16 protein-coding genes are annotated in these 20814 nt (G+C 55.3%); 6 read left to right on the top strand and 10 right to left on the bottom strand.

All coding sequences use genetic code 11. The features are described 5' to 3' along the window. Nucleotides 1–44: 44 nt before the first annotated feature. Together V9K92_RS01180 and V9K92_RS01185 are read right to left on the bottom strand one after the other, a co-directional pair. Entirely contained in the window at nt 45–1256 is a 1212-nt protein-coding gene (locus V9K92_RS01180) for an MFS transporter (protein WP_337352945.1), read from the bottom strand. A 5-nt stretch (nt 1257–1261) separates the two neighbouring features. Continuing rightward, entirely contained in the window at nt 1262–1618 is a 357-nt protein-coding gene (locus V9K92_RS01185) for an antibiotic biosynthesis monooxygenase (RefSeq protein ID WP_337352946.1), read from the bottom strand. A gap of 126 nt (nt 1619–1744) precedes the next feature. Here V9K92_RS01185 and V9K92_RS01190 point away from each other — a divergent pair, with 126 nt between their 5' ends. Continuing rightward, entirely contained in the window at nt 1745–2632 is an 888-nt protein-coding gene (locus tag V9K92_RS01190; protein WP_337352947.1) for a LysR family transcriptional regulator, read from the top strand. 35 nt (nt 2633–2667) lie between these two features. On the opposite strand, the gene V9K92_RS01195 is transcribed toward V9K92_RS01190, so the two are convergent. Next, nucleotides 2668–6156 carry an ATP-binding protein gene (locus tag V9K92_RS01195; protein ID WP_337353481.1) on the bottom strand — a complete coding sequence of 1163 codons (3489 nt, stop codon included), beginning with the start codon at nt 6154–6156 and terminating at the stop codon, nt 2668–2670. Beyond that, nucleotides 6156–7424: a metallophosphoesterase family protein gene (locus tag V9K92_RS01200; protein WP_337352948.1), complete on the bottom strand. Its 1269-nt coding sequence runs from the start codon at nt 7422–7424 to the stop codon at nt 6156–6158. The genes V9K92_RS01195 and V9K92_RS01200 overlap by 1 nt, the downstream gene beginning before the upstream one ends. Nucleotides 7425–7805: 381 nt before the next feature. Between V9K92_RS01200 and V9K92_RS01205 the strand changes: the two genes are divergently transcribed. Both V9K92_RS01205 and mauJ read left to right on the top strand, forming a co-directional pair. After that, the gene (locus V9K92_RS01205) at nt 7806–8915 is read left to right on the top strand and encodes an AlbA family DNA-binding domain-containing protein (RefSeq protein ID WP_337352949.1); all 1110 of its coding nucleotides are present in this window, start codon (nt 7806–7808) and stop codon (nt 8913–8915) included. Nucleotides 8916–9071: 156 nt separating this feature from the next. Next, on the top strand, nt 9072–10511 hold the full coding sequence (gene mauJ, locus V9K92_RS01210; protein WP_337352950.1) for a methylamine utilization protein MauJ: 1440 nt from the start codon (nt 9072–9074) through the stop codon (nt 10509–10511). A gap of 319 nt (nt 10512–10830) precedes the next feature. On the opposite strand, the gene V9K92_RS01215 is transcribed toward mauJ, so the two are convergent. The 5 genes from V9K92_RS01215 to V9K92_RS01235 all read right to left on the bottom strand — a co-directional run bounded on the left by V9K92_RS01215 (nt 10831) and on the right by V9K92_RS01235 (nt 16092). Further along, nucleotides 10831–11154, bottom strand: coding sequence for a DCL family protein (locus tag V9K92_RS01215; protein WP_337352951.1), 324 nt, complete (start codon nt 11152–11154; stop codon nt 10831–10833). An 83-nt stretch (nt 11155–11237) separates the two neighbouring features. Next, nucleotides 11238–13874 (bottom strand): DEAD/DEAH box helicase, encoded by a 2637-nt coding sequence (locus V9K92_RS01220; protein ID WP_337352952.1) that lies wholly within the window; start codon nt 13872–13874, stop codon nt 11238–11240. Further along, nucleotides 13871–14818 carry a HamA C-terminal domain-containing protein gene (locus V9K92_RS01225; RefSeq protein WP_337352953.1) on the bottom strand — a complete coding sequence of 316 codons (948 nt, stop codon included), beginning with the start codon at nt 14816–14818 and terminating at the stop codon, nt 13871–13873. The genes V9K92_RS01220 and V9K92_RS01225 overlap by 4 nt, the downstream gene beginning before the upstream one ends. A 539-nt stretch (nt 14819–15357) precedes the next feature. Beyond that, nucleotides 15358–15882: a hypothetical protein gene (locus V9K92_RS01230; RefSeq protein WP_337352954.1), complete on the bottom strand. Its 525-nt coding sequence runs from the start codon at nt 15880–15882 to the stop codon at nt 15358–15360. Between the two features lie 39 nt (nt 15883–15921). Further along, nucleotides 15922–16092, bottom strand: a complete 171-nt coding sequence (locus tag V9K92_RS01235; RefSeq protein WP_337352955.1) for a hypothetical protein — start codon at nt 16090–16092, stop codon at nt 15922–15924. Between the two features lie 1695 nt (nt 16093–17787). Here V9K92_RS01235 and V9K92_RS01240 point away from each other — a divergent pair. Then, the gene (locus V9K92_RS01240; protein ID WP_337352956.1) at nt 17788–18195 is read left to right on the top strand and encodes a glutathione binding-like protein; all 408 of its coding nucleotides are present in this window, start codon (nt 17788–17790) and stop codon (nt 18193–18195) included. 135 nt (nt 18196–18330) lie between these two features. On the opposite strand, the gene V9K92_RS01245 is transcribed toward V9K92_RS01240, so the two are convergent. Continuing rightward, nucleotides 18331–19299, bottom strand: coding sequence for a LysR family transcriptional regulator (locus V9K92_RS01245; protein ID WP_337352957.1), 969 nt, complete (start codon nt 19297–19299; stop codon nt 18331–18333). A 273-nt stretch (nt 19300–19572) separates the two neighbouring features. On the opposite strand from V9K92_RS01245, the gene V9K92_RS01250 reads away from it, so the two are divergent. Further along, nucleotides 19573–19983, top strand: coding sequence for a hypothetical protein (locus V9K92_RS01250; RefSeq protein ID WP_337352958.1), 411 nt, complete (start codon nt 19573–19575; stop codon nt 19981–19983). Nucleotides 19984–20163: 180 nt separating this feature from the next. After that, on the top strand, nt 20164–20805 hold the full coding sequence (locus V9K92_RS01255) for a hydrolase (protein WP_337352959.1): 642 nt from the start codon (nt 20164–20166) through the stop codon (nt 20803–20805). The last annotated feature ends 9 nt before the right edge of the window (nt 20806–20814 follow it).

Here is a 20814-nt window from a genome sequence, read left to right on the forward strand (position 1 = left end):
GCCGCGCGTTCAGAAGGGCCACTCCATCTGGACCAAAGATAGGGTCACGAGTCTTCCCGGCGAGGCGGGAATCCTGCAGTTCTCGCCAGGAACGCCACGATGAAAGCCAGTATCAACAGAACCAAAACAGACCATGGCAACCAGGTTACCCCAGAGTTGTCGAGCAGGAGGCCGCCAAAAAAACCACCACAAGCGATTGCCAGATTCCAGGCTGTCACGATCATGGATTGCGCGACCGCCGAAGCCTGTCCAGAGGTCGTGGCCGCTGCTGTCTGGAACAGCGTCGCGGCCCCGCCGAAAGCCAGGCCCCATAGGGCCGTAGCCAACCAGAACATCTGCGCCAGGTTGCCCCAGCTGCCAAATATGAACGCAGCTACGGCGAAGAGCACTATGCTGGCAAGAACAAGCACCCGCAGCCACTGACTAACCAGATATCCGACGATCACTATTCCCGCGATTGCTGATGTTCCAAAAAGCAAGAGAACAATATCGAGTTTCTGATTTAGTCCAGAAGGAAGGACAAGCGGAGCGATATAGGTATAAAGGATGTTGTGCGCTAGAACGAAGAGTAGTGTCACAATCAAAATCGGCTTGATACCAATAATTGCCAATGTCCCCGCAATCGATGCCCGCTCATTGGCCGAGGTACCTGGAAAATCGGGTACTTTAGCCCAAACCCATCCGATGAGGACAATGGTCAGCCCAGTCATGATTGCGAATGTACTTCGCCAGCCAATGGTTGTCCCTATGAGGGTTCCGGCGGGAATGCCGAGTGACAATGCGAGTGGCGTGCCCACCATAGCAACTGCAATGGCACGGCCCTTTAACTGGTCCGGGACCATGCTGGCTGCATATCCGGCGATCAAGGCCCACAGCAGGCCAGCCGAAACACCTGCGAAGAAACGTGCTGCCAGCATGATACCGTAGCTTGCGGTGATTGCCGTCACTGTGTTGACCAGAGCAAAACCGGCGATGGCGTAAAGGAGAAGCGGCTTGCGCCGAAAACGTTGGGTTGCCGCCGTGAGCGGGATTGCCGCTACAAGCGAGCCGATGGCATATATTGTAACGAGCTGACCGACAGCGGAAGAACTAACGTCCAGATCGGAACCCATCTGCGGCAGAAGTCCTGCCGGTAGTGCTTCCGTCAGTATGGTGATGAAGCCGGCCATGGCAAGTGCCAGCAGAGCTGCCGTGGGAAAGCCAGACGAACTCGGCCGGGCGTTCACTGTTTGGTCGTCCGAAAAGGAATGAGGCATGGTGATCAGCCTGCCTCTCCAAGCTTTGGAAGAACCAGATCACCCACCGTGTAGGTATGGAACTCGCTTGTCGAAACATCGTCAAGCTTGCGGAACTTTTCAACGAAGACCGGGTCGGAGAAAAATTCGTCAACATTTCCGGCACCTTGGATAGCTTCGATATTGACGACGGTCAGCCCGTCTGTGCTCTTGGCAAGATTGCTCCACAGAAATCCGGCCTTTCTCTGTGCAACATAATGCACGACATCCTGGATAATCCGGAACGCTTCATCCTGTTTGCCCGGATGGGCGTGAATGACGTTGACAATAAACGTAGTAGGCTCCGGCGCATTGGCGAATCCGGCAAGCAGCTTGATATCCATGTGAAATCCTTTGTGTGACAATTGGCGAAAATGGCCGCGCCTCACTGGATATCCGCGCCGCGATAGGAGATAAACAGGCGCGTATTCGGATGTGAACGGAAAAAAATTCCGCAATAGAGAGACACTATGGATAAGCTCGGGACGCTTGGTATTTTCGTGCAAACGGCAGAAGCAGGTAGTTTTATCGCCGCATCGCATCGGCTGGGTCTGTCAGGTTCCGCAGTTGGCAAAGCAATCGGACGTCTCGAGCGTGAGTTGGGCGTGCGCCTATTCCATCGCTCGACGCGAAGCATGACTTTGACAGAGGAAGGGAGTTTCTTTCTCGATACTTGTCGTAAAATATTGTCTGACCTGGATGCAGCGCAGGCGCAGCTTTCGAAGTCTCACAACATACCTCGCGGCGTTCTAAGAGTGAGCTTTCCGCTGACGGGAATGTTGCTGATGCCGGCAATATCCGCGTTCATGCGGACTTTCCCTGACATCAAGCTGGATCTCGATTTCACGGATCGCCTTGTTGATGTGATTGAGGAAGGCTTTGATGCGGTTGTTCGCACGGGTGACGTTCGTGACACTCGCTTGATGAGCCGCAAGCTTGGTGTATTTCGTCACCGCATCGTGGCTTCGCCCGACTATCTGAACGAACGAGGCACTCCCCAAATCCCGGAAGACCTGCTGCTTCATCACTGCATGCATCACCGATACGCCAATTCAGGCAAGCTTGAACCATGGCCGTTGACGAGACAGGGTAAAGAGCTGCGTATTTCACTGCCGACAACAACTGTCGCCAGCACTTTGGAACCCCTGATCCATCTTGCGGAGCGCGGCTTTGGCATTACCTGCCTTCCGAGTTTCGCAGTTGACACTCAGATAGCCGATGGCAAGCTGACTGCGGTCCTCGATGACTTTACAGCAGAGGCAGGCATATTCCGTGTGCTTTGGCCAACGAGCCGTTATTTGTCGCCGAAAATCCGGGTTTTCGTGGATTTTATGGCTGACAATTTGTTCGCTGGTTAAGAGTTGTCGGCAGTTCCTATTTCTGGCAATTGCAATTAAGTCCCTATTTCATGAATCCGTACCGAAGGCACCACTTTTTGCGCAATGTCGCAAAGATGCCTGTGGTGGGTGAGATAGATCACTTGGCCAATTTTCGCCATCTCGGACAAAAGGCGGAAAACTTCCTCAGATCTCGGCTCATCGAAGGTTTCCATAATATCATCGGCAACGAACGGAACCGATGGGCGGACCTGTGCAAACTCCTGATATCCCGCAAGACGCAGCGCAAGATAGAGTTGGAATTGCGTTCCTGTCGACATAGCATCGGACATTTTTGAGCCGCCGGATTTCGGGACGCCGATAAGAATTTCCTTGTCTTTTTCCGGTTTGGCGGAAAGACCTGAATATTCACCGCGGGTGATCAGGCTGAACGCTTTCGAGGCCCGGTTCATCATTGAGCTGCGATGCTTGTCCCGGTAGAGATGCAAAGCGCTCTCAGCCGCCATGGTTCCGGTTTTCAGGCGCAGGTACTTTTGCGCCAGATCCTCGATTTCCAGAAAGATGGTCCGTCGCTGAGCTTCGATCCTCGCAGCTGTATCATCCCCTCCCACCTGCTCAAGCTTGTCTTTGGCCCGGGTCAGATCGGCAAAGAGCAGCTTGGTTCTCTCTTCCAGATCGTCCATTCTGGCAGAGCGTTCTCCCGCCTCAGTCTCGACCGCGGAGATATCGACACCGCCGAGAAGAGCTTCAGCCTCTTCAAAGGTTGACACCCGTAGTTCGCGAACGATCTGGTCGGCCAGATCCGTAAGGCGGCGCTCAAGTCTTTGCTTTTCAGCCACCTGTTCCAGATGAATGCTGACATCGGATAGAGTTTCGACACCAAAGAACCCGGTGAGTTCGGATTTGCGAGCATCATGAATCGCCAGTTCCTGTTCAAGCTTGCGCAGATTGTCAGAAAGGCGCGTCTTCTCTTCAGTTTTTAAGGAATGGATCTGCTGTGCCTGCTGCGCAGCTTCCACCTTTTTCGTCAGGGCTTCCGCTGCTGAAAGGCACTGTGCCGGATCAAAAGCCTGTCCGAGCTCACTTAGAATCTCACCAACCTCGGCACGAAATGCATTTTGATCTTCCTCCATAGTGAAGATACGCTGCGCCATCTGATCGCGCTCCCGCAAAGCAGCTGGCAGGTCGGCGAGAACTTTGAGGATCTCGCGCACTTGCGCGACGCTTAGATGAGATGCTCCGAACCATGTTTTCGCAAGAGCATCCTCCCAGCTGCTGTCCCAGACCTTCGCAGCTGTGTCAGCATCATTGAAATCGCGCTGACGCTCGGCCAACTCGTTTTGGCGGGCAGCCAGATTGGTTGCCGCGGCGGCTATCCCGGAGCGAAGATCGTGGGCTTGCGAAAGGAGCGTGCTCGCTGCCTGCATCAGTGCGTCCGAAGACTTCGCCTCAACATCTTCTATACTCGCCATACGCATTGCTTCAACGAGTGCAGCGACCTCACTATCGAGTTCAGCCTTTGACTGTCTGATATCGCTTTCCACTTGCTGCAGGACATCCCATGCAAGAAGCGTTGCCGTTCGGCCATTGCTCCAACGATCGAGACGCGCGAGCAGGTCTTCCACCGTGTCGTCGACAGAGACATGGATGGCCGGCGGCACCGCTGCGCGAATACGGCTGGAAAGGTGTGCACGGTCCGCCTCGGCCTCCGCCAAAAGCTCTTCCTCGCGCACGTTGGCTGCGTAGTTTATTGAAAGCGTCTGTGTCAACTGCCGCAGCTCGGCCACGTCGCGCGAGTGCGCAAGACGCGTTTCGTTGATCTCATCATCCGCTCGCATTTTCTGCTCGAAGACTTCAGCCGTTGCGACGGAAAGATGTTTGCGATGTTCCTCCCAAGCCTCGGTCCTCGCCATTCGGGTTTGGCGAACCTCAGTGTCATCGGTAATGCCAGCGGAGGTCCGTATCGCCTCGATACGCGCCCGGGCATCTCTTTGGCTGGTTACCAGATCGCGTAGACGGTCCTTATGGGCATTGAGCCGCTTGTCAATTTGCAACGCTTCACTATGCCAGGATTCGATCTGTCTTGGTTCGGGCGTAACAATCGATCGAAGATCTGATGCATCGCCGGACCATGGCTGCAGGCTGCTTAAAAGATTGTCGTAGTTCAGGGACAGGGGACCGCGATTGCGTTCGGCCACGCGCAATCGCGCCTGATGATCACTGCGCTGCAACCTAGTCAGAGCCGTTTCAATGGCTGTTGTTGCCGCTTCATCGATGACACCGGCAGAAGCGGTAAATTTGGTATTTTCTTCTTCTGCCCGCTCAAGAAGCTGTCGGGCTTTTGCCAACTCGCGCGTTGTGGTTTGCAGCATCGCGTCGATGCCCGAGCGGGTTTCGATCAGCTCGCGTAGGCTTCCAACCACCGTTGCAGGCAAGAGAAGCCCTTCCGGGTTCGGGTTGCCACGCTGCTCAAGTGCAATGAGGACAGCGGACAGCGCGGCTTCCTGTTCTGCCAAAGCCGCCCGCCGCCGCGGCAGATCGTTTTCTGCCGTGCGAAAACGTGCACGACCGTCCTCCGATGCAACAATGCGATCGGCAAGATGTCTGAGCTGCTCGTCAACAATGATAAGATCGATCTCTCCCTGTAACCGCGAGAGTTCTTTTTCGACACCGTCGATCTGCGTCTGAATCCTGGTTTGATCTCTTGTCAGTTGCGGGAGTTCTGAAACCCATTCTTTTGGCGGATGAGGCAGTTGTGCAAAACCGGCAAGCTTGCTCTTCACCTGGGCATGCTCGCCGGCAAGGGGGAGGGCGCGCATGATCCGCGAAAGCTCATTGTGTCTTGTGCGGCTGGTTGCAAGATCGCTCGTCGCTTCATCATAGGCAGATTGAGCCTGCTTGCTGGTGGCAACGAGGTTTGAATATGCGGAAGCCAGCGTGTCGACCTCATCCCTTTGGGCTTTTAGATCAGCAAGCGCTTGTTTCGATTCCGCAAGCTGTGTCGTGCGTCCTCGCTTCTTGTAAATAAGGTTTGCTGCTTCCGTCGTGGCCGTCAACGTTTGGCTGAGGCCTGCCAGCCCAGCGCTTGCCGAAAAAAGCATTTCGCCAAGATCGCCCTTGCTTTGAATGATGGCATTGCCACCTTCTTCCAGGGATTTTTCATCGAGCGAGAACATGGTGCGATATGCATCGCGGCTGAGGCCGGCAAGCGGTGCGCTGAGGACCGCGTCATTGACCAGTTGCCCATGCTCATCGAGCAGTGAATTTGTCCTTTGCTTGACCCGGACGAATTTGTGTTCGGTTCCATCAAATTCAACGGAAGCACCAATTTGCATCGCAGGGTAGGGATGCAGAAAATTAAAGCGGCTGCGCTCCTCAATGCCGAAGAGGAAATCAAGATAGGCGGCAAATGCCGTCGATTTGCCGGCCTCGTTCAAACCATAGACAACATGCAGATCCGGTGAACCAGCCACAGCCGCGCCGAAATCAAGTGAGTGGTCAGTGAACTTGCCATAGCGTGTCAGATCAAGCTTCCGAAGCCGCATCACTGAGCCTCTCTTGCCGGAGCTTTGAGGCGGGCAATGATCTCATCGCCGCTTTGCGTCATGAGATCGTCGACGAAATGTTCGAATTCAGCCTCGCTGCTGCCGACAAACTTGCGGCTGTCCGGCGGCAAGTCATCGAGCAGATCCTTGACCATCTGCCGGATCTCTTCGCGAAAACCATGGGAGGTCATAACCTCCGACTGCATCAACTCGCCAAGTTCAACCAAGGGATCGGCGATGGACGCGCTTTGCGTACTATCCGTTGGTTGAACGGCTAGATCGATTTTCTCTACCCAAGTCCGGCCAATCCCCTGTGCCCGCTGTTCGGCTTCGGCAAGAAGCAAATCGGCATCGCGGCGCAATTGCCAGGCGAGCGGTGTATTGCCGACAAGTTTGAGGCGCCCGACCAGGTGCTCCGACCGCGTGCCGTGACGCTTCTCAACCAGAGCAGTTTCTATCGCGCCGACGATGTCTCGCCACTCGGTTGCGTTTGATACATCAATGGTCAGGCGTTCGAATTGGGCAATGCTCGTCAATCGCTCTTCGATGGAAATCGAGCGATCATCGCCGATCGTCACCAAGGAAACGGTCTTTTCGCCCGCTTCGTTGATGTCACGACCCTGCGGCATGCCCGGCATTATGACGGTCCGCTCTCCGGTATGCTGCGAACGTTGATGGATGTGGCCGAGCGCCCAATAATCGAAGCCTGAGCTGTGCAGATCAGCAACGTTACACGGACCATACAGGTCATGACCGGGAGCACCGGCAAGACTGGTGTGCATGATCCCGATATTTACAGCGTCGGGGAGAGGTGGTTTGTATTTCGGCAGAAGGCTGTCCGGGGCCTGCGGTTTGGCAAAGCTCAGACCATGGATGGCAATATCAGAACCATTGTGCCGCAGCTCAATCGCCTCGGCGCGGGCACCAAAGATTTTCACCGACGGCGGCAGAACCAGTTCCTGCGTTATTCTCGACAGCGCATCGTGATTGCCGCGGATCTTATAAACGCTGATGCCGGCCTCATGCAGCCGCTGCATTTGCGTTGCCAGAAACCGCGCGGTTTTCATGGACGTCTGATCGCCGTCGTAAAGATCACCCGCAATAATCAGCGCGTCGACCTGTTCTTCGAGGCACAGATCGACGATCGCCACCAACGCCTGGCGCGTGGCGTCGCCGATCAAGCCGGCCAAATCCGGATTGCGCAGCGACAATGAACGCAATGGCGAATCCAGATGAATGTCAGCGGTGTGGATGAAACGAAAAGGCATGAAACCTAGGGGTGGAAGCGAGAGCGGACTGAACGCGACACTCGCACGTCCCAAGCAATGCGTCACGGGTAAGATGGCAAGTCGCTGGAATTATCAGTGGATCATTGCCAATCGTCCAGCGAAGTATTCACCAATGGGCTTTCACGTGATAATGCGATCATCCAGTTCTAAACCAGGCACCGCCGCCATCCGCCAGGTTTGTTCGCCGTTTTCTTGCCCAAGTTCAGAAGCTTGCCGTCCTCTGTACGTCACTTGGATATATTCGTGTGATAGGGTTACTTATATTTTCGGGATAACCTCATTAAATTCCGAGCGCCGTGTGCTGCCTTTGGCACAACGTAATTTGCACATGCGGGACGTATCGTGGAGGAGACTGATACAATGACAGAGGCGCCAACCAGAGACACGATAGAGAGCAGGAGAATAGCCGAAGGGACATTCTACGATTTTAAACGAGAGGTCGACCTCGACAAGAAATACCCAGGGGGTGCGAAGTCCGCCAAAGAGCGCTTCATCGACGATGTCGTCGCCTTTCTCAATGGCGAAGGCGGTCACTTGATCATCGGAGTTGAGGAAGCGGATGGTGTTTGGGATAAGTTTGTGCCAATGAGCGGTGATCGGGAGAAGATTTGTAACCGCTACCTTCAGGTTATCCAGTCAACTATTGTTCCGCTCCCCACGAAGGTTAACATTGTCCCGATCGACGTTCCGGGCGGCTTTGTCTTGGACGTCCAAGTGCCCCCGCATTGGCGCAAGCCCTACCAGAATGCAATGTCGGGCGCTTTCTACGTGCGGGCTGGCGCACGAAACAGGGTTCTGACCGTACCCGAGATCAGAGAGCATTTCGCAGACTTCGAGAGGATGGAGACCGATCTTACCCGGTTATTCGACGTTTTCCGGCGCGACTTACTGGCAGAAGACAATCTCAGTAGCGTGAAGCTGCTTTCTCCCGGTCCAATGGGCAGCCTGTCATTCCGATCTGACAACGAAGATGCAGGACCTCGTTTATTGTTCGGAATCCTGCCGCGGCAACACTACGATAGATCTCGTCCACGCTACGACCCTTCGAAACTATCGCAGCCAGCCGTCGCTGCGTTCAACGGCGGCTGGTACCCACGGCTCAGGGGGTGCGGAGGAGGGTTCGAGGCCGCATCGACACATGAGCGCCTGTTCGTCGCCACCGATTGGCACATTCTCGGCTGGGTCAAACACCCATTCGATTTTACGAGAGAGCGGCCGGACATGGCGGCTTTCCGCGAAAACCTCGGGCGTTTTATCGCTTCAATTTCAGATTTTCTTTTGGAGGCACGAGTCGTAGGGCCTTTTGCGATCACGCTCGCGATCGAGAATCTAGACGAAATGGAGGAGTGGCCACGGCCTGGCATGGCTAACGAGGTTGGAGACAGTCGACCGTCGGTGATGGAGAGTCTAGCTGACCCGCGGCTAATCGATGATTTCGTAGCCCAAGTGCGGAGTGTGCTTTACGGCTAGTGGTCCTATGCGGCGGTGACTGATTTCCGCTGTTAACGAGGTCCACATTTCGGCTCCTTTCAAGGGGCATCCACCTCCATCTGACTCTTTGCAGGTATTTGAAGCTGCTGCGATGTAGAATGGACGGCTTCGATTCGATTAAGGTATCCTGCACAAATGTATGCGCGCGAACTAATGATTTGGCTTCACGAGAGGCTCGCTGAACGCGGCTCGCTCGATCAGACGCGAAAACGTTTTGAGAGCCTCAGGGGACATAATCTGCTCCCTAGGGGAAGACAGAATGCGGCTGTTAGACTCTCAAATGAACAGATCGCAAGCGCGGTACTTGGTTTCGCCCATCCTGCACCAGGTTATGCTGGCCATGCCTCACTGATCTTGGGAAACCTGCACACGGTTGGGGGTGTAAATGCGTCATTTAAAAGCGCCGCGACGCTGAACGATACCATCGCCGTACTCGTCGGGCCAGCGGGTGACAGGTCTAGTCTCCAACGTCTTACGCTATCCGTCGAGCGCGATTTCGGCGACGATGAATACGTAGCGGTGCTTCGTTTTAGGGAAAACAATGAGACGAAGACGGTTTCGTTCGTCTCAAAGTACGCGGTCAGCCTCTTCCAACCCGGCGCGGAAAAAGGCTATGATCACGATAAACTCGACCGGCTAACGGCCATCGAACGGTCGTTGGGGCCAAACTTCTTTCGGGACCTGTCACGAACGGTTTCGGTCTCGAGACAGCTAGACCGGCCACTGAAAACCGATTGGCGCGAATATGAGACGGAAGAGGAGAAGGCTGAATTTCACCGGAGACTGGGGGCTGGCCAATCGTCACACTTCCTGAACTTGCGTGTCGACGCGCAAGTCACGTGGCCAAAGGAACCAACCAGAATGGAATTCGGCGGACACCATTTCGTTCTGTTCCCGAAAACCAAAGAGCATTCGCATTCCATCAGCATCGATCTTGCTCGTGAACGAATATCGGCAGACACCGCGCGAACGCTTATAAACCGCATGTTGAGTGTAATGAGCTGGTGCGATAACCAGCCTGCCTCTCTGCATGAAGGCTGGTCCGGCAACTCTATTCCTGTGCCCGTGCCCAGGCAGGATTTGGCACTCATGACCATGCACGAGTGGCTTTTTTATCGGACACTCTCAAATGATGAAGATTTAATGCGCTGCCTGGCCTATTACCGGGATGGCTTGAATGCTTACTCGGTCGGGCTGGCCAGTCACGCGGTGCTTAGCTTTTTTCGGGTGTTTGAGACCCGCTACGACACCAGGAAACCGGTGACGGACTGGGTCAATAGTGTATTTCCCAGCGTCAAGCCATTCATTTTGGAAAGTGCGCTACAAGCCTTTGAGGCGGACCGGGTGCAGGAAAATGTCGATGTAGGAACCTATGTTTACCGAAACTGCCGTGTGGCAACTGCGCATGCGGCTAGAGACGTGCCTTCCGATCCTGATGGAGCGGAAGAATCCCGTCGCCTGTTGAATGCTTCAAAAATTATGCAGCATCTTGCTCGCTATTTCATAAAACAGGAGTTCAAGTTTTCGAGTTCCTATTTGACGGACGAACCGGGCCGGGAGGGGAATAATTCTTGATCTGATCGGTCGCACGTGGGGCCACCAGCTGGCTCAAGTTCGGAAATCCGGCGCTTTATAACGCTTATAAAAGCTGCGCACGTACAGGCAAGCCTAGCAACGATCAGTGACAGCCAACTTTTGTCACCTTGGGGCAATACCAAGAAACCCACTGCGCACATCATTCGCTTCGACGCAAAGCGCAGCAGGGAGGCTAAAGTTTGGTTTGGGCGACTGACGACGGACGCATTCTGAAATTGCGGCCGGTTAAGGCCGCCGGCATCAGTTGCTGAAATCGTCGTTGTTTATTTCCTGACCCGTTATACCCTGCGCCGCCCCATCAGTCATATGGTTTTGCCTCGAGGCAATGGCCGATCGAAAAGTCGATTTTGCTGCCATCGCTTCTGACTACCCAAAAGCATCTCTTTGAAAATTGTGGGACGTCTTTTGGCGGGGTGTCTACCTCGAAGCCCGCAATGCCAGTTCCAAGCTTTTCTTCAATCTCATCGTGGCGATCAAGTAGTGCAGACAAATCAGCTGCGTCTTTGACGCTGACTCGTTCGCCGATTTCATAGCGGTTTAGAATGGCTGTGAAGAACGCCGTAGCGTCTCCAACCTTATCAAACGACCGCGTGGCGAGCGAAATCCGCCGTGCTTTGCCCATAGCCGACCTCCATTTCCGTGAGAGTACCACACTCTTTGTCCAAACCTACACGCCGTCGGTTCGGTTTTCATAAGGGCCAACTGCTACGCAGTTTGTTCCGGCGGGCGAACTAAGGGTGTCTCGCCGAGTAACTTCTCGCGCAACTCCCGCACTATGATGGAAGGGATCCCGGCACCGTCCAAAGCGTCTGCGTTGGCACGCATCCAATCGCGACACGCGTCTTGGTCCAAATCGTCCACCGCTACCACCTCGTACAACGCGACGGCGCTCATCCTCGAAAGGCCCAACTCCATCAGCGAGAGCAGCGTCTTAGTCGAGATGCCGAACTCTAGAGCTAGTCCAATGTCGAAGCTGTCCCGCAGGAGATCGGATCGTCCCACGCTATTCAAGTGGACCTTCAAGACATCCATGTATGCGGCGATGTACTTCGGAGCGGCAAAGCGCGCGGTCTGCTCGACCATCTCCATCGTCTGGCGGCATACCTGCTGGACGACGACAGCGTTCCCGTTTCGCTTGAGGTTGTCGATGCGTGCCTTGATCATACGGGCGAGAGACCAACCGCGGAGCCATCGCTGAACGGTCACCGCATGACCGTAAATCAGCCCATCCGGCTTGAAGCCTGGGTAGAGGTGGTCGTTGATCGCCTTCATGACGAACATCATGGAAGCAACAGCCTCGTCGTCCTCGGTGGCCGCGAGGATCAAGTCCTCAGGCTCGCCCGGATGCCGACCGAAAAACTCCAGAAGTGATTGCATTCCGATTGCACTGACGCCTGGATGCCGTGCGACCAGTGTCGGAGGCAATTTAATGGCCTCACACAGTTTAGCGAGCACTACCTCCAGTTCCGCAACAAATATCGGATCGTGTCGCTTTGCGAACGCGGCGTCGGAGACGGAGCCAGAACGCAGAAATGTCGAAATGAGATACGAAGAGACCTGTTCGAGCTTGGAATCACGGCCTACATCATCTATAGACAGGTTTGCACGCTCTCTCAAAAAGCCAAGAATCTCTTCCGGCGCCTCCATCACCGCGTCTGTCTCGCGCTTGATTTCGTAACGCGCACGCTTTGGTACTCCTATCGGCCATGCTTCTTCGTCGTGGGGGTCTATGCAAACGATTTTGCCCTGGAATTCGTCCCCCCACCGACCCGCACGACCGGCCAAATTCCAGAAGTCATGCGCCAACATATGCTTGCCACTTCCCTTCCTTGGGCCGCGGAGCACGATCATTCGGCACGAGAGATTGACACCCTCGATGAGGGTCGATGTGCACACCAGGAAGCGGATTTTACCGGACTTGAAGAGCCGCTCGATCTCCGAACGCAACAGGGACGGCATGTTGCCATAGTGAAATGCGACACCACGCTCAACTAGCGGAGCGAGCAGGTAGTCTTGATGCACCCCCTTTCTTGAGAGATCGGCGAGGGCCGCTAACTCCGGGTCGACAGCGCCCCAGCGCGAACCCTGGTTAAGCAAAAACGCTATCTTCTCCGCCTCGTCTGCACCGTTGGCGTAGATCAAGGTGCCTGACCGCTGACCTGTAAGAGCCTCGGCAATGAATGCCACCCTCTTCCGAAGGCCTATCGGACGGTCCGGCAGGTTAAGGATGCCCACGTCGTCAGGCTCGTCGCCGCGCCGGACCGCCAGTTGGTACTTTGTCGTTTGGCGCTTGACTTGCCGAGCGAACAGAACGTTCTGCAACACTGTCGGGGCATCGCTTTCGACAACGCGGCGAGTGGCGGACTCCGGAGCGTCTTCCAGTAAGGTCTGCGGGTTCTGCGTCGCTGGACTAATGAAGACTGCCCGGACCTTAGGGCTTGCCCGCACCACGCGCTCGATCGCGTCCTGCAAGATCACGCCTCGTTTGCTGTCACCAATCTTGTGGGCTTCGTCGACCACCATCAGGTCTATTTCCATCTCGTCGGTTAGCGCATTGGCAAAGAGGTGTAGTCGCTCTTGGGTGAATACAGTGATCAGCGGGGGACCGCCGTCCCGCATAGCTAAATACTCGTCTGTCAGTGGCAGTGAGCTGACTCGCATTTCATCCGCGCCGATGCCTACACTTCCCATCATGCTGCGGAGATTCGTTTCGGTCTCGCTCACCAGCGCTCGAGTCGGAGCGAGGTATACCACCATTCGAGCTCGGTTCGCTCGCACCTGGTCCAACAACCATTGAAGCACAAGATATGTCTTCCCGCATGCGGTCGGTGCCGAGGCTGACACCCAGCTCCCATCGTCACCCGCACCGGTCCAGAAGGAGCGCTGGAATGCGTTGACCTCCATCAGCCGCCCGTTTGTCTCAAGTACCACGGAGTTCTTGAGGCGGTTCCGCGTCAACTCCAGCCGGGCACCGACACCTAGGCGTGCATCCAGACCTAACCCGACCTCATTCCGCCGCTGCGCAAGCAAAACCGCCTGTCTGTTCGACAATTGCTCGAACAGTAATGCTGCCGCATCCCTCATCGGACCTCGCTCCGCCAGCGTCATCGCGGAGGTCGCGATCAGAAGCGCTGCCTCGCACGGACGCCGACTTTCCGAGCGGGCGAGAATACTTCCGGCGAGCAGTAGTCGGTTCCAATCTATGGCTGTCAACGTTTTGCTGATGGACTCCAGCGGTTCCACGTTTGCGAGCTCTTGTAACGCATTGACCCGCGACAAGAGGCCAAGATCGGCGGCCACACCTTCGGCCAATAGCCAGTCTATGAGTTCTTCCTCGGTCACTTAGCCAATCCCAAAGATGCTAGTACGGCGGTGCGGAACGCCTCAGCGTCAGGAAGCGGCAGACAGAGGAATTCTATCTGGCAGTCGGTCAGCTTTTCGATGGCTAGACGGTTCCCAACATTTTTGGACCACTTGTTGAGCGCCTTCCTCGACGCGTCCACGATATCGTTCGCGCCACACTTCCCGCCAGCGGTGGGATAATCATCGCTGTCGAAGCCGACCAGGGCGACCGCGCGATATCGCTTCCTCTTCACGAGTGGGTCCGTCTGATCGAAGAACCGGCGCAACGAAGCGTTGAGTTCGGGTTTTCCGAGATCGGCTCGCTCACTGAGCAACACGAGATCACGTTCCCGGCTTGCCGCCTCTCCCTCTTCCTCGTCGAGAAACGGCTTCAACGAGCTAAGGCATTCGCGGATCGCCCTAGTCGGATCCGAATGGATCTTCGACTCGCCCCAGTACATATTAAGTATGCCATCCTCGTCGACGTTTGCGTATACGCCGTCGGCGCCATGGTAATGCACTTGCGCACTGGTCTTGAGCGACATCTTGCAAAGGATCTGCGGCAGGCCTAGGAAGCGCTCGGCAAGCAGGTAAAGAAGAAGCTCGCCTCCCTCGCCGGACGTTTTCAGATCGGTGAACGTACCAACCGCGCGATGATAGAGTTCAATCGTGGCTGCGAAGCCACCTTCTCGATCGTCCCGCTCCTTCGCGCGCTGACGGGCTTCATGCGGGATTGCATAGTCGATGACCGCCGTTCGGATGAACTCCGCCAGCCGGGCGACGCTCACGCGACCGTCGGCGTCAACCTTGAGGCAATGGCAGTGGATGCGAACCTTGCAGCCCGCGATCTCGACATTACGCTCCACTAAGTCGAGGTGAACCTCGAGAGTGTTGGGCTTTAACTCGATCGCCTGCTTAAAGTCTGCTAAGGACAGCGGTGCCAATGCGTTCGTTTCGATCAGCCTATTCCTCTGTTCAACAAGTGTTCAGCGTTACTATTACGTGCGAATAACCGCGATAACTAGCCTTCTCGACATTTAGCAATGCCTCGGGCAACAATCCAGTTCAACTGTAACGATCATTGGACAGACGAATAAAATCCATCTAGGCAATCTGCGGTGCAGGCACGAGCTATAGTTTGGCACCAGTATGGATTTAAGCTCGTCGAAATTTGGCGGTAAGAGCAGGCAGACTGCTCAAGCCCTAGGTGATGCTTAGGGTGGGCGGCACGCCGAACGCTTGCTTTCCTTTATTCGGTGCCAAACGCGGCCCAACTGCTGACGGCCCCATTCGAGCCATTTGGGATCTAAGCGTCGCCCAACTAAAGGAAAAACGCTGCAAAGCTAATTAACTGCAGGGTGGCAGGTTCGGGTCCGTTCAGGGCGAGGGATTAAAATGGTCTTTCGAGCGATTGTAGTGACGAAAATTGAATGACCGAAACGGGGCCGGAAAGTGGACTACATACCGGCAATAATTATCGCTGCTAGCCTGCTTGTGCAAAGGTTGCGGCGACTGCTGAAAGTGGTATGAACATAGCCTTGTATTCTTCTTGATCTTGGCCGGGATCAGCGAAAACCTGAAACCCTAGCTTTTCGTAGTGTTCCTGAACTTTCGCATTATAAGCATGAAGGGTCAGCGCGTAGACGCCTATATGCTCGCGCACTTGCAATGCGCGTCTGAACGCATCAAGCATCAAGTGCGTGCCAATTCCTTTTGTAGCATCCTTGTGACGAGCAATCATCGTGAGATATACCGAGGGGATTGCATCAAATCGGCCAAACTTTTTATCGGCTTCTTTATTCATGCCTGGACGAAAGGTCATCGAAGTTAAAGCGTAGAAGCCAAGGGGCGTTTTATCGCCCGCTTTGCAGGCAACGAAAATTCTCTGCCCATATGCGTTATGGCTCTTAAGCGCATTATTTTTGAAAAAGTTATCGATCTTGTCGAGATCGCAGCAAAAAGCCCCTCGAGGATGATCACCGAGGGGCTCAATTGTAAGTTCTTCCATGCAATTAATTCGACTTACTTAAAGAAGCGACACGAATGGTTATTTGTAAACCGTCACGAAACGCGCACGATTTTCTTGGATAAGGTTCAACAACGCAACAACAGGCTTAGCCGGGATTTCCATCTCAGCTTTCAACTGCTCATACTTTGCCGTGTCGCAAACGACCGGCATTGGCGTAAATTCACCGTTATCTTTTAAAAGCGCAACCATGTTGGCCTCCTGTGTATCTAAAAGAGTAAACGCGAACAATTAAGGATCTGTTCCGCGACACGTTCCCATTTCAAACAGGACCGTATGCAATTTACTCAGGATTATCTAAATAAAGGAAAGCGATTATCTGCGCAATGTTTATTTGTTTTAACTTAAATATCTCAACGCAACCAGAATGCGCGCAAACGCAAATCACAAGCCGCGGTCTTCGCAATTAGAACGTGATCATCAAGAAAACAATAGACTATATACCGTTTTATTCCTCGGAGATCCCCCCTCCCAAGTCCATCAGCCTCAAGAACCCTATCGTTCTGGGGTCGGAGTGCCGGATCCGATACCGTCTGCCGACCGAAAGGCGTATCAAATTGAATTCACGCAATGGGCAATCGGCCAAGGACTGATAGAAATCGACCAGCTACCATCGCTACGTGGTATCGGCGCTCAACACCCGCCGATACTGATGATTTTCTGATGATTCGGAGCCTGCCCGGCCCACGAAAGCCGAACCTAGCAAACACATGAAGATCGACGAGAAATTTTACGCAATGCTCGGCCAGTAATCGCCCGAACATGTCGATGAATCCTGCTACCTACGTAGCCTGGGCAACACGCGAAACTGTCTGGCGCATGATAGCGGCATCGTCACCAAACGGCGAATGGTCGATAGTAACTCGACGGTGCCCGCATGGTGCTTCGGCGAGACCGCGAGCACCATGTGCACGAGGAAGATTTGGATCGCAGCTCAGCTTCGAGGAAGTGGTCCGGGAGCATGACTGCGCGAAAGGGGATCGCATCGTGCTCTCCTAGACCGACTTGTCGGAGATTGTCTTCTTCTATCAAATCCTCGCGATGAAAGTGGGCAGCAAGATGCACCGCATCGTCGGCGAGAAGCCGGCGGTCGCCAATAAGCCTGATCCTTTCTGAAACTTCGTCGAACGCTTTGCCGAGTAGAGTGAACGAACGACGGCGTCCTAGATCGTCGGTCGATGGGTTGCGCAAAGCAGCCACCGCATCAGCACGCGTGCTTAGATTCTTGAACCTTAGTCTGCTTGGCAGTTTGTAAAATGCTGAGATACCACGCGAATTGCGCCAAATGTTCTGCAGCACAGTACAGCACTGAGTACCACGCGGTTATTGGATAATCATTTCAGTACAAGGCTTTAATGGGAATTGTAGACACATGCGCTACAATCGAAAACGCTTGAAATTCGTCTATTATCGGCATTTTCAAAGGAAGGGTTGCTGACAACTTCCCTGTTTGTACGCAGCAGTAATCTGTAGGTTTTGGGTTCGACTCTAATCAAGGCGATGACTGCAGGCAGTCGTTCAATCGTGATAGAACATAGCGTCAAGCTATGACATGCAGGCGCGCGCTGCCTCCCGGGCTGTTCCCTGAGTTTTTCGGCGCAAACAATGTTACCGCAATCTTCTCCTGTTTTATGTCGTTTACGCGGGTCCCCGCGAGGGACGCCACTGCGCGTCCCATATGGAGCCCCAGCGCTATTCTTAAAGAAGTTCAACAACAGGCTGCAACGTCCCTCTGCGAACATCGTCGGTCTGCGGTGACCATATTTTCCATAACCTGCTGGGTCTCGCTTAACCCAGCCAGTCAGGTGCCAGCGTTCGATATAGGTGACGGCGCTTTGCTGACGCAATGCTCGGCAATTCTCGCCTATCTGGCACACACCAACCCCAGTGCAGCACTGGCTGGCGACGAGACACCGCTCGGACAAGGCCCATCTCGGGCGTTGGTCGGCATTCTTTACAGGCGACGTCCATCCTGCGTTCTTCCCCGTGTTCATGCCCCAACGCTACACGACAGCAGACGATGAGAGCTCTCTCGCGCAGGTACGCGCAGCGGGGACCGCCCTTGTTCGCAAGCGGCTTGACTTGCTCGAAGCGCACCTTATTGGCCGTACGTACATTGTCGGCGACACCCGGACCGATGTCGACGTCTACTCCGTTCCGATGATCCGCTGGGCGTCCTCTATGCTCCCAGGCGGACTTGCCGATTGGCCTGCTGTGAAGGCGCATCATGAGCGCATGCTCGCAGATGCCGGAGTCGAGCGGGCGATGCGCGACGAGGGGCTTGTCGAGATCTGAAGTGGCGCGCCGCGAGCGCGCAGACTAGTCTCCGGCCCCCACTCGCGAACCGGACGTGTGCCGCGCTCTGGGTCGCGAGTACCGTTTCGAGCGTCGGGATTGCGATGCAGACAGTGGGGGCAACTTGGACGTGCGCTAACCCGACGATTTTAGCGACGGCGCTTGGCGCATTTGCGGCGGCTGGTCCGCAGCTCGGCCGCTGAGAAGCCCTCGATCCCAGAAAGGCTCTCCCCCGAAAGTATCGACCAGAAAGTCAATGAAGGCGCGAGCGCGCGCGGTTTGGTTGCGCATCGATGGATGCAGCGCATACATCGCGATGGGCGGTCGCATGTGCTCTGCAAGCACGATCGAAAGCGCTCCGCGCCTGACCGCATCGTGGACAAGGAATGTCGGAAGCATCGCCACGCCGAGGCCAGCAATTGCCGCTTCTCGCACGGCATCGCCGTTCGCGAAGTCGAGTTGGCTGGTCACGGTCGGCACGACATTGTGTGCGAATCGCCAATAAGAGGCTTCCTCACGGTTCGAGTAAACAACACCGGGAAAGCGCAAAAGATCGCTAGGCCGTTGCGGCGTCCCGAAGCGTTCAAGCAGCGCGGGACTTGCAACACACGCGTGCCGAATGGTAACGAGCCGACGCGCTACGAGTGACGAATCAGGCAGATCCGCGATGCGGATAGCGAGATCAAAACCATCGCGTATAAGATCCACCATACGGTCGTCGGTGTCGATCGACAACGAGACGGCAGGATGGCGTTCTAGAAACCGGCTTACCGCCGGCGCCAAGCAGTGTGTGGTGAATGATACCGGCGCGGCAACACGGATACGCCCTTTTAGTTCCCCGCTTGCGCTTGAAGCCGCTTCCTCCGCTTCTTCGAGCCCCGCTAGAAGCTCAACCGCCCGATCATGGAACCCACGACCAGCTTCAGTGAGTTGGACACGGCGCGTCGTACGGTCGAAAAGCCTTGCGCCCAGCCTATCCTCTAGCTCGCGGATGCGGCGGCTGACCGCGGATTTGGCCACGCCGAGGCGCTCCGCCCCCAGAGCAAAGCCGCCGGCCGAGACGACAGCAACCAATACTCGCAAATCTTCAAACCGGTCGGCCATGTCTTCATTGTGAACGCAGGTAGATCCAAAATCAACAGCTAAGTACACTCCAGAAGAACAATATGTGCTCCATATGGTGGCTTTTCGAGAACGATAAACGGCCTATTTTGGCGGAATTCTTGCGACGGAGATGTACCTGATGACGAACCAACCACGCCGCGATCCCAACCGGCGGTATGATCGAGCCGAAGGTTCGTACCACGCCGGCCAAATACCTAGAGGCGCTCAAAAAGTTCGCCTCAGTGCATTTCAGGATCACATAAGGAAGACGGAATGCTAGATTCGAATGTCGTCGCTAGCCCCGCGTCTCGGCTCGCCCAAGCGGGGGCTGTGGCTTACGTTATCTGGGCGCTGCTGCACTTTAAGGCATCCTGGTCCGTTTATCGGTTCGGTCAGTCGATGCCCGAAGGCATGGCGCAAGGGCGCGTTCTACAGGACGCCTGGAACTTGCTGTGGTTCTCGATTATCGCCCTTGTCGCCGCAGTCGGGATGAACTGGCGAAATGACGTTCGCGGCTGGTGGATCAACCTCGTCGTCGTCAGCGTGACCGACTTGGGTTTCATCTTCTACGTCTTGATGCCGGGCCATGTTCCGATGTGGGCTGGCGTCGCGGGCCCACTGTTCTGGGTTTTGGGGCTCGTCCTGTCGAGCCTGGCGCTGCGCCGTGCGGCGGACGCGGCATGACAGCCTTTGCCTCGCTGCTGGAACTTGATCCGCGCACCCCCCGATTCCCGCGGCGATCAGAGGCTTCACCGAGCAAATGTGCGGCGCGGCGCGCGATACCTGATTTCGAGTTGGACCGACTTCGTCTGAAGTCTGCCCGCCTGATTTGATTTCCATTCCAACCAAGAAAGATACCAACCAATGACAAGCGAGACGATCCGTAACCCTCAGACTGACCATCTCATCACGCCCGAGAACTCAGCTCTTCTCATCATCGACTACCAGCCGGTCCAGGTCTCTTCGATTCGGTCGATGCCGCGTGATGAACTCGTCTTTAATATCACGGGCGTTGCCAAGGCAGCGCTCAACTATGGCGTCCCGATCATCCACTCGACGGTGAACGTCTCAACCGGCCTCAACAAGCCGCCCATCCAGCAGCTTCAGGACATCCTCGGTCACCTCCCGACCTATGACCGGACTACGGTCAACGCTTGGGAAGACATCGAATTCAAGCAGGCGGTCAAGGCGCTCGGGCGCCGCAAGCTCATCATTACCGCTTTGTGGACTGAAGTTTGCCTGGCCTTCCCCGCACTCGACGCCCTTCTTGAAGGGTATGAGGTTTATGTTCCCGTGGACGCCGTTGGCGGCACGTCTGTCGCGGCTCACGAAGCTGGGCTCCGTCGTATTGAGCAGGGTGGCGGCAGAATGACGAGCCGCGTCCAGTTGTATTGCGAATTCCAGCGTGACTGGGCTCGCGAAGCAACCATTCCCGGCTTCATGGACGTGTTTGAAAGCGCCGACGGGTTCAACCCTGAGAAAGCCGCAGCTGCCGCAGCCGCCTAGCTTGGTCGA

Source organism: Phyllobacterium sp. CCNWLW109 (genome assembly GCF_037203905.1).
Taxonomy (GTDB): Bacteria; Pseudomonadota; Alphaproteobacteria; order Rhizobiales; family Rhizobiaceae; genus Phyllobacterium; species Phyllobacterium ifriqiyense.

Coding starts and splice junctions, on each gene's coding strand:
- V9K92_RS01205 (WP_337352949.1), top strand. CDS start 7,806: ATGACAGAGGCGCCAACCAGAGACACGATAGAGAGCAGGAGAATAGCC.
- V9K92_RS01215 (WP_337352951.1), bottom strand. CDS start 11,154: ATGGGCAAAGCACGGCGGATTTCGCTCGCCACGCGGTCGTTTGATAAG.
- V9K92_RS01200 (WP_337352948.1), bottom strand. CDS start 7,424: ATGCCTTTTCGTTTCATCCACACCGCTGACATTCATCTGGATTCGCCA.
- V9K92_RS01195 (WP_337353481.1), bottom strand. CDS start 6,156: ATGCGGCTTCGGAAGCTTGATCTGACACGCTATGGCAAGTTCACTGAC.
- mauJ (WP_337352950.1), top strand. CDS start 9,072: ATGTATGCGCGCGAACTAATGATTTGGCTTCACGAGAGGCTCGCTGAA.
- V9K92_RS01190 (WP_337352947.1), top strand. CDS start 1,745: ATGGATAAGCTCGGGACGCTTGGTATTTTCGTGCAAACGGCAGAAGCA.
- V9K92_RS01180 (WP_337352945.1), bottom strand. CDS start 1,256: ATGCCTCATTCCTTTTCGGACGACCAAACAGTGAACGCCCGGCCGAGT.
- V9K92_RS01255 (WP_337352959.1), top strand. CDS start 20,164: ATGACAAGCGAGACGATCCGTAACCCTCAGACTGACCATCTCATCACG.
- V9K92_RS01235 (WP_337352955.1), bottom strand. CDS start 16,092: ATGGTTGCGCTTTTAAAAGATAACGGTGAATTTACGCCAATGCCGGTC.
- V9K92_RS01245 (WP_337352957.1), bottom strand. CDS start 19,299: ATGGCCGACCGGTTTGAAGATTTGCGAGTATTGGTTGCTGTCGTCTCG.
- V9K92_RS01230 (WP_337352954.1), bottom strand. CDS start 15,882: ATGGAAGAACTTACAATTGAGCCCCTCGGTGATCATCCTCGAGGGGCT.
- V9K92_RS01185 (WP_337352946.1), bottom strand. CDS start 1,618: ATGGATATCAAGCTGCTTGCCGGATTCGCCAATGCGCCGGAGCCTACT.
- V9K92_RS01250 (WP_337352958.1), top strand. CDS start 19,573: ATGCTAGATTCGAATGTCGTCGCTAGCCCCGCGTCTCGGCTCGCCCAA.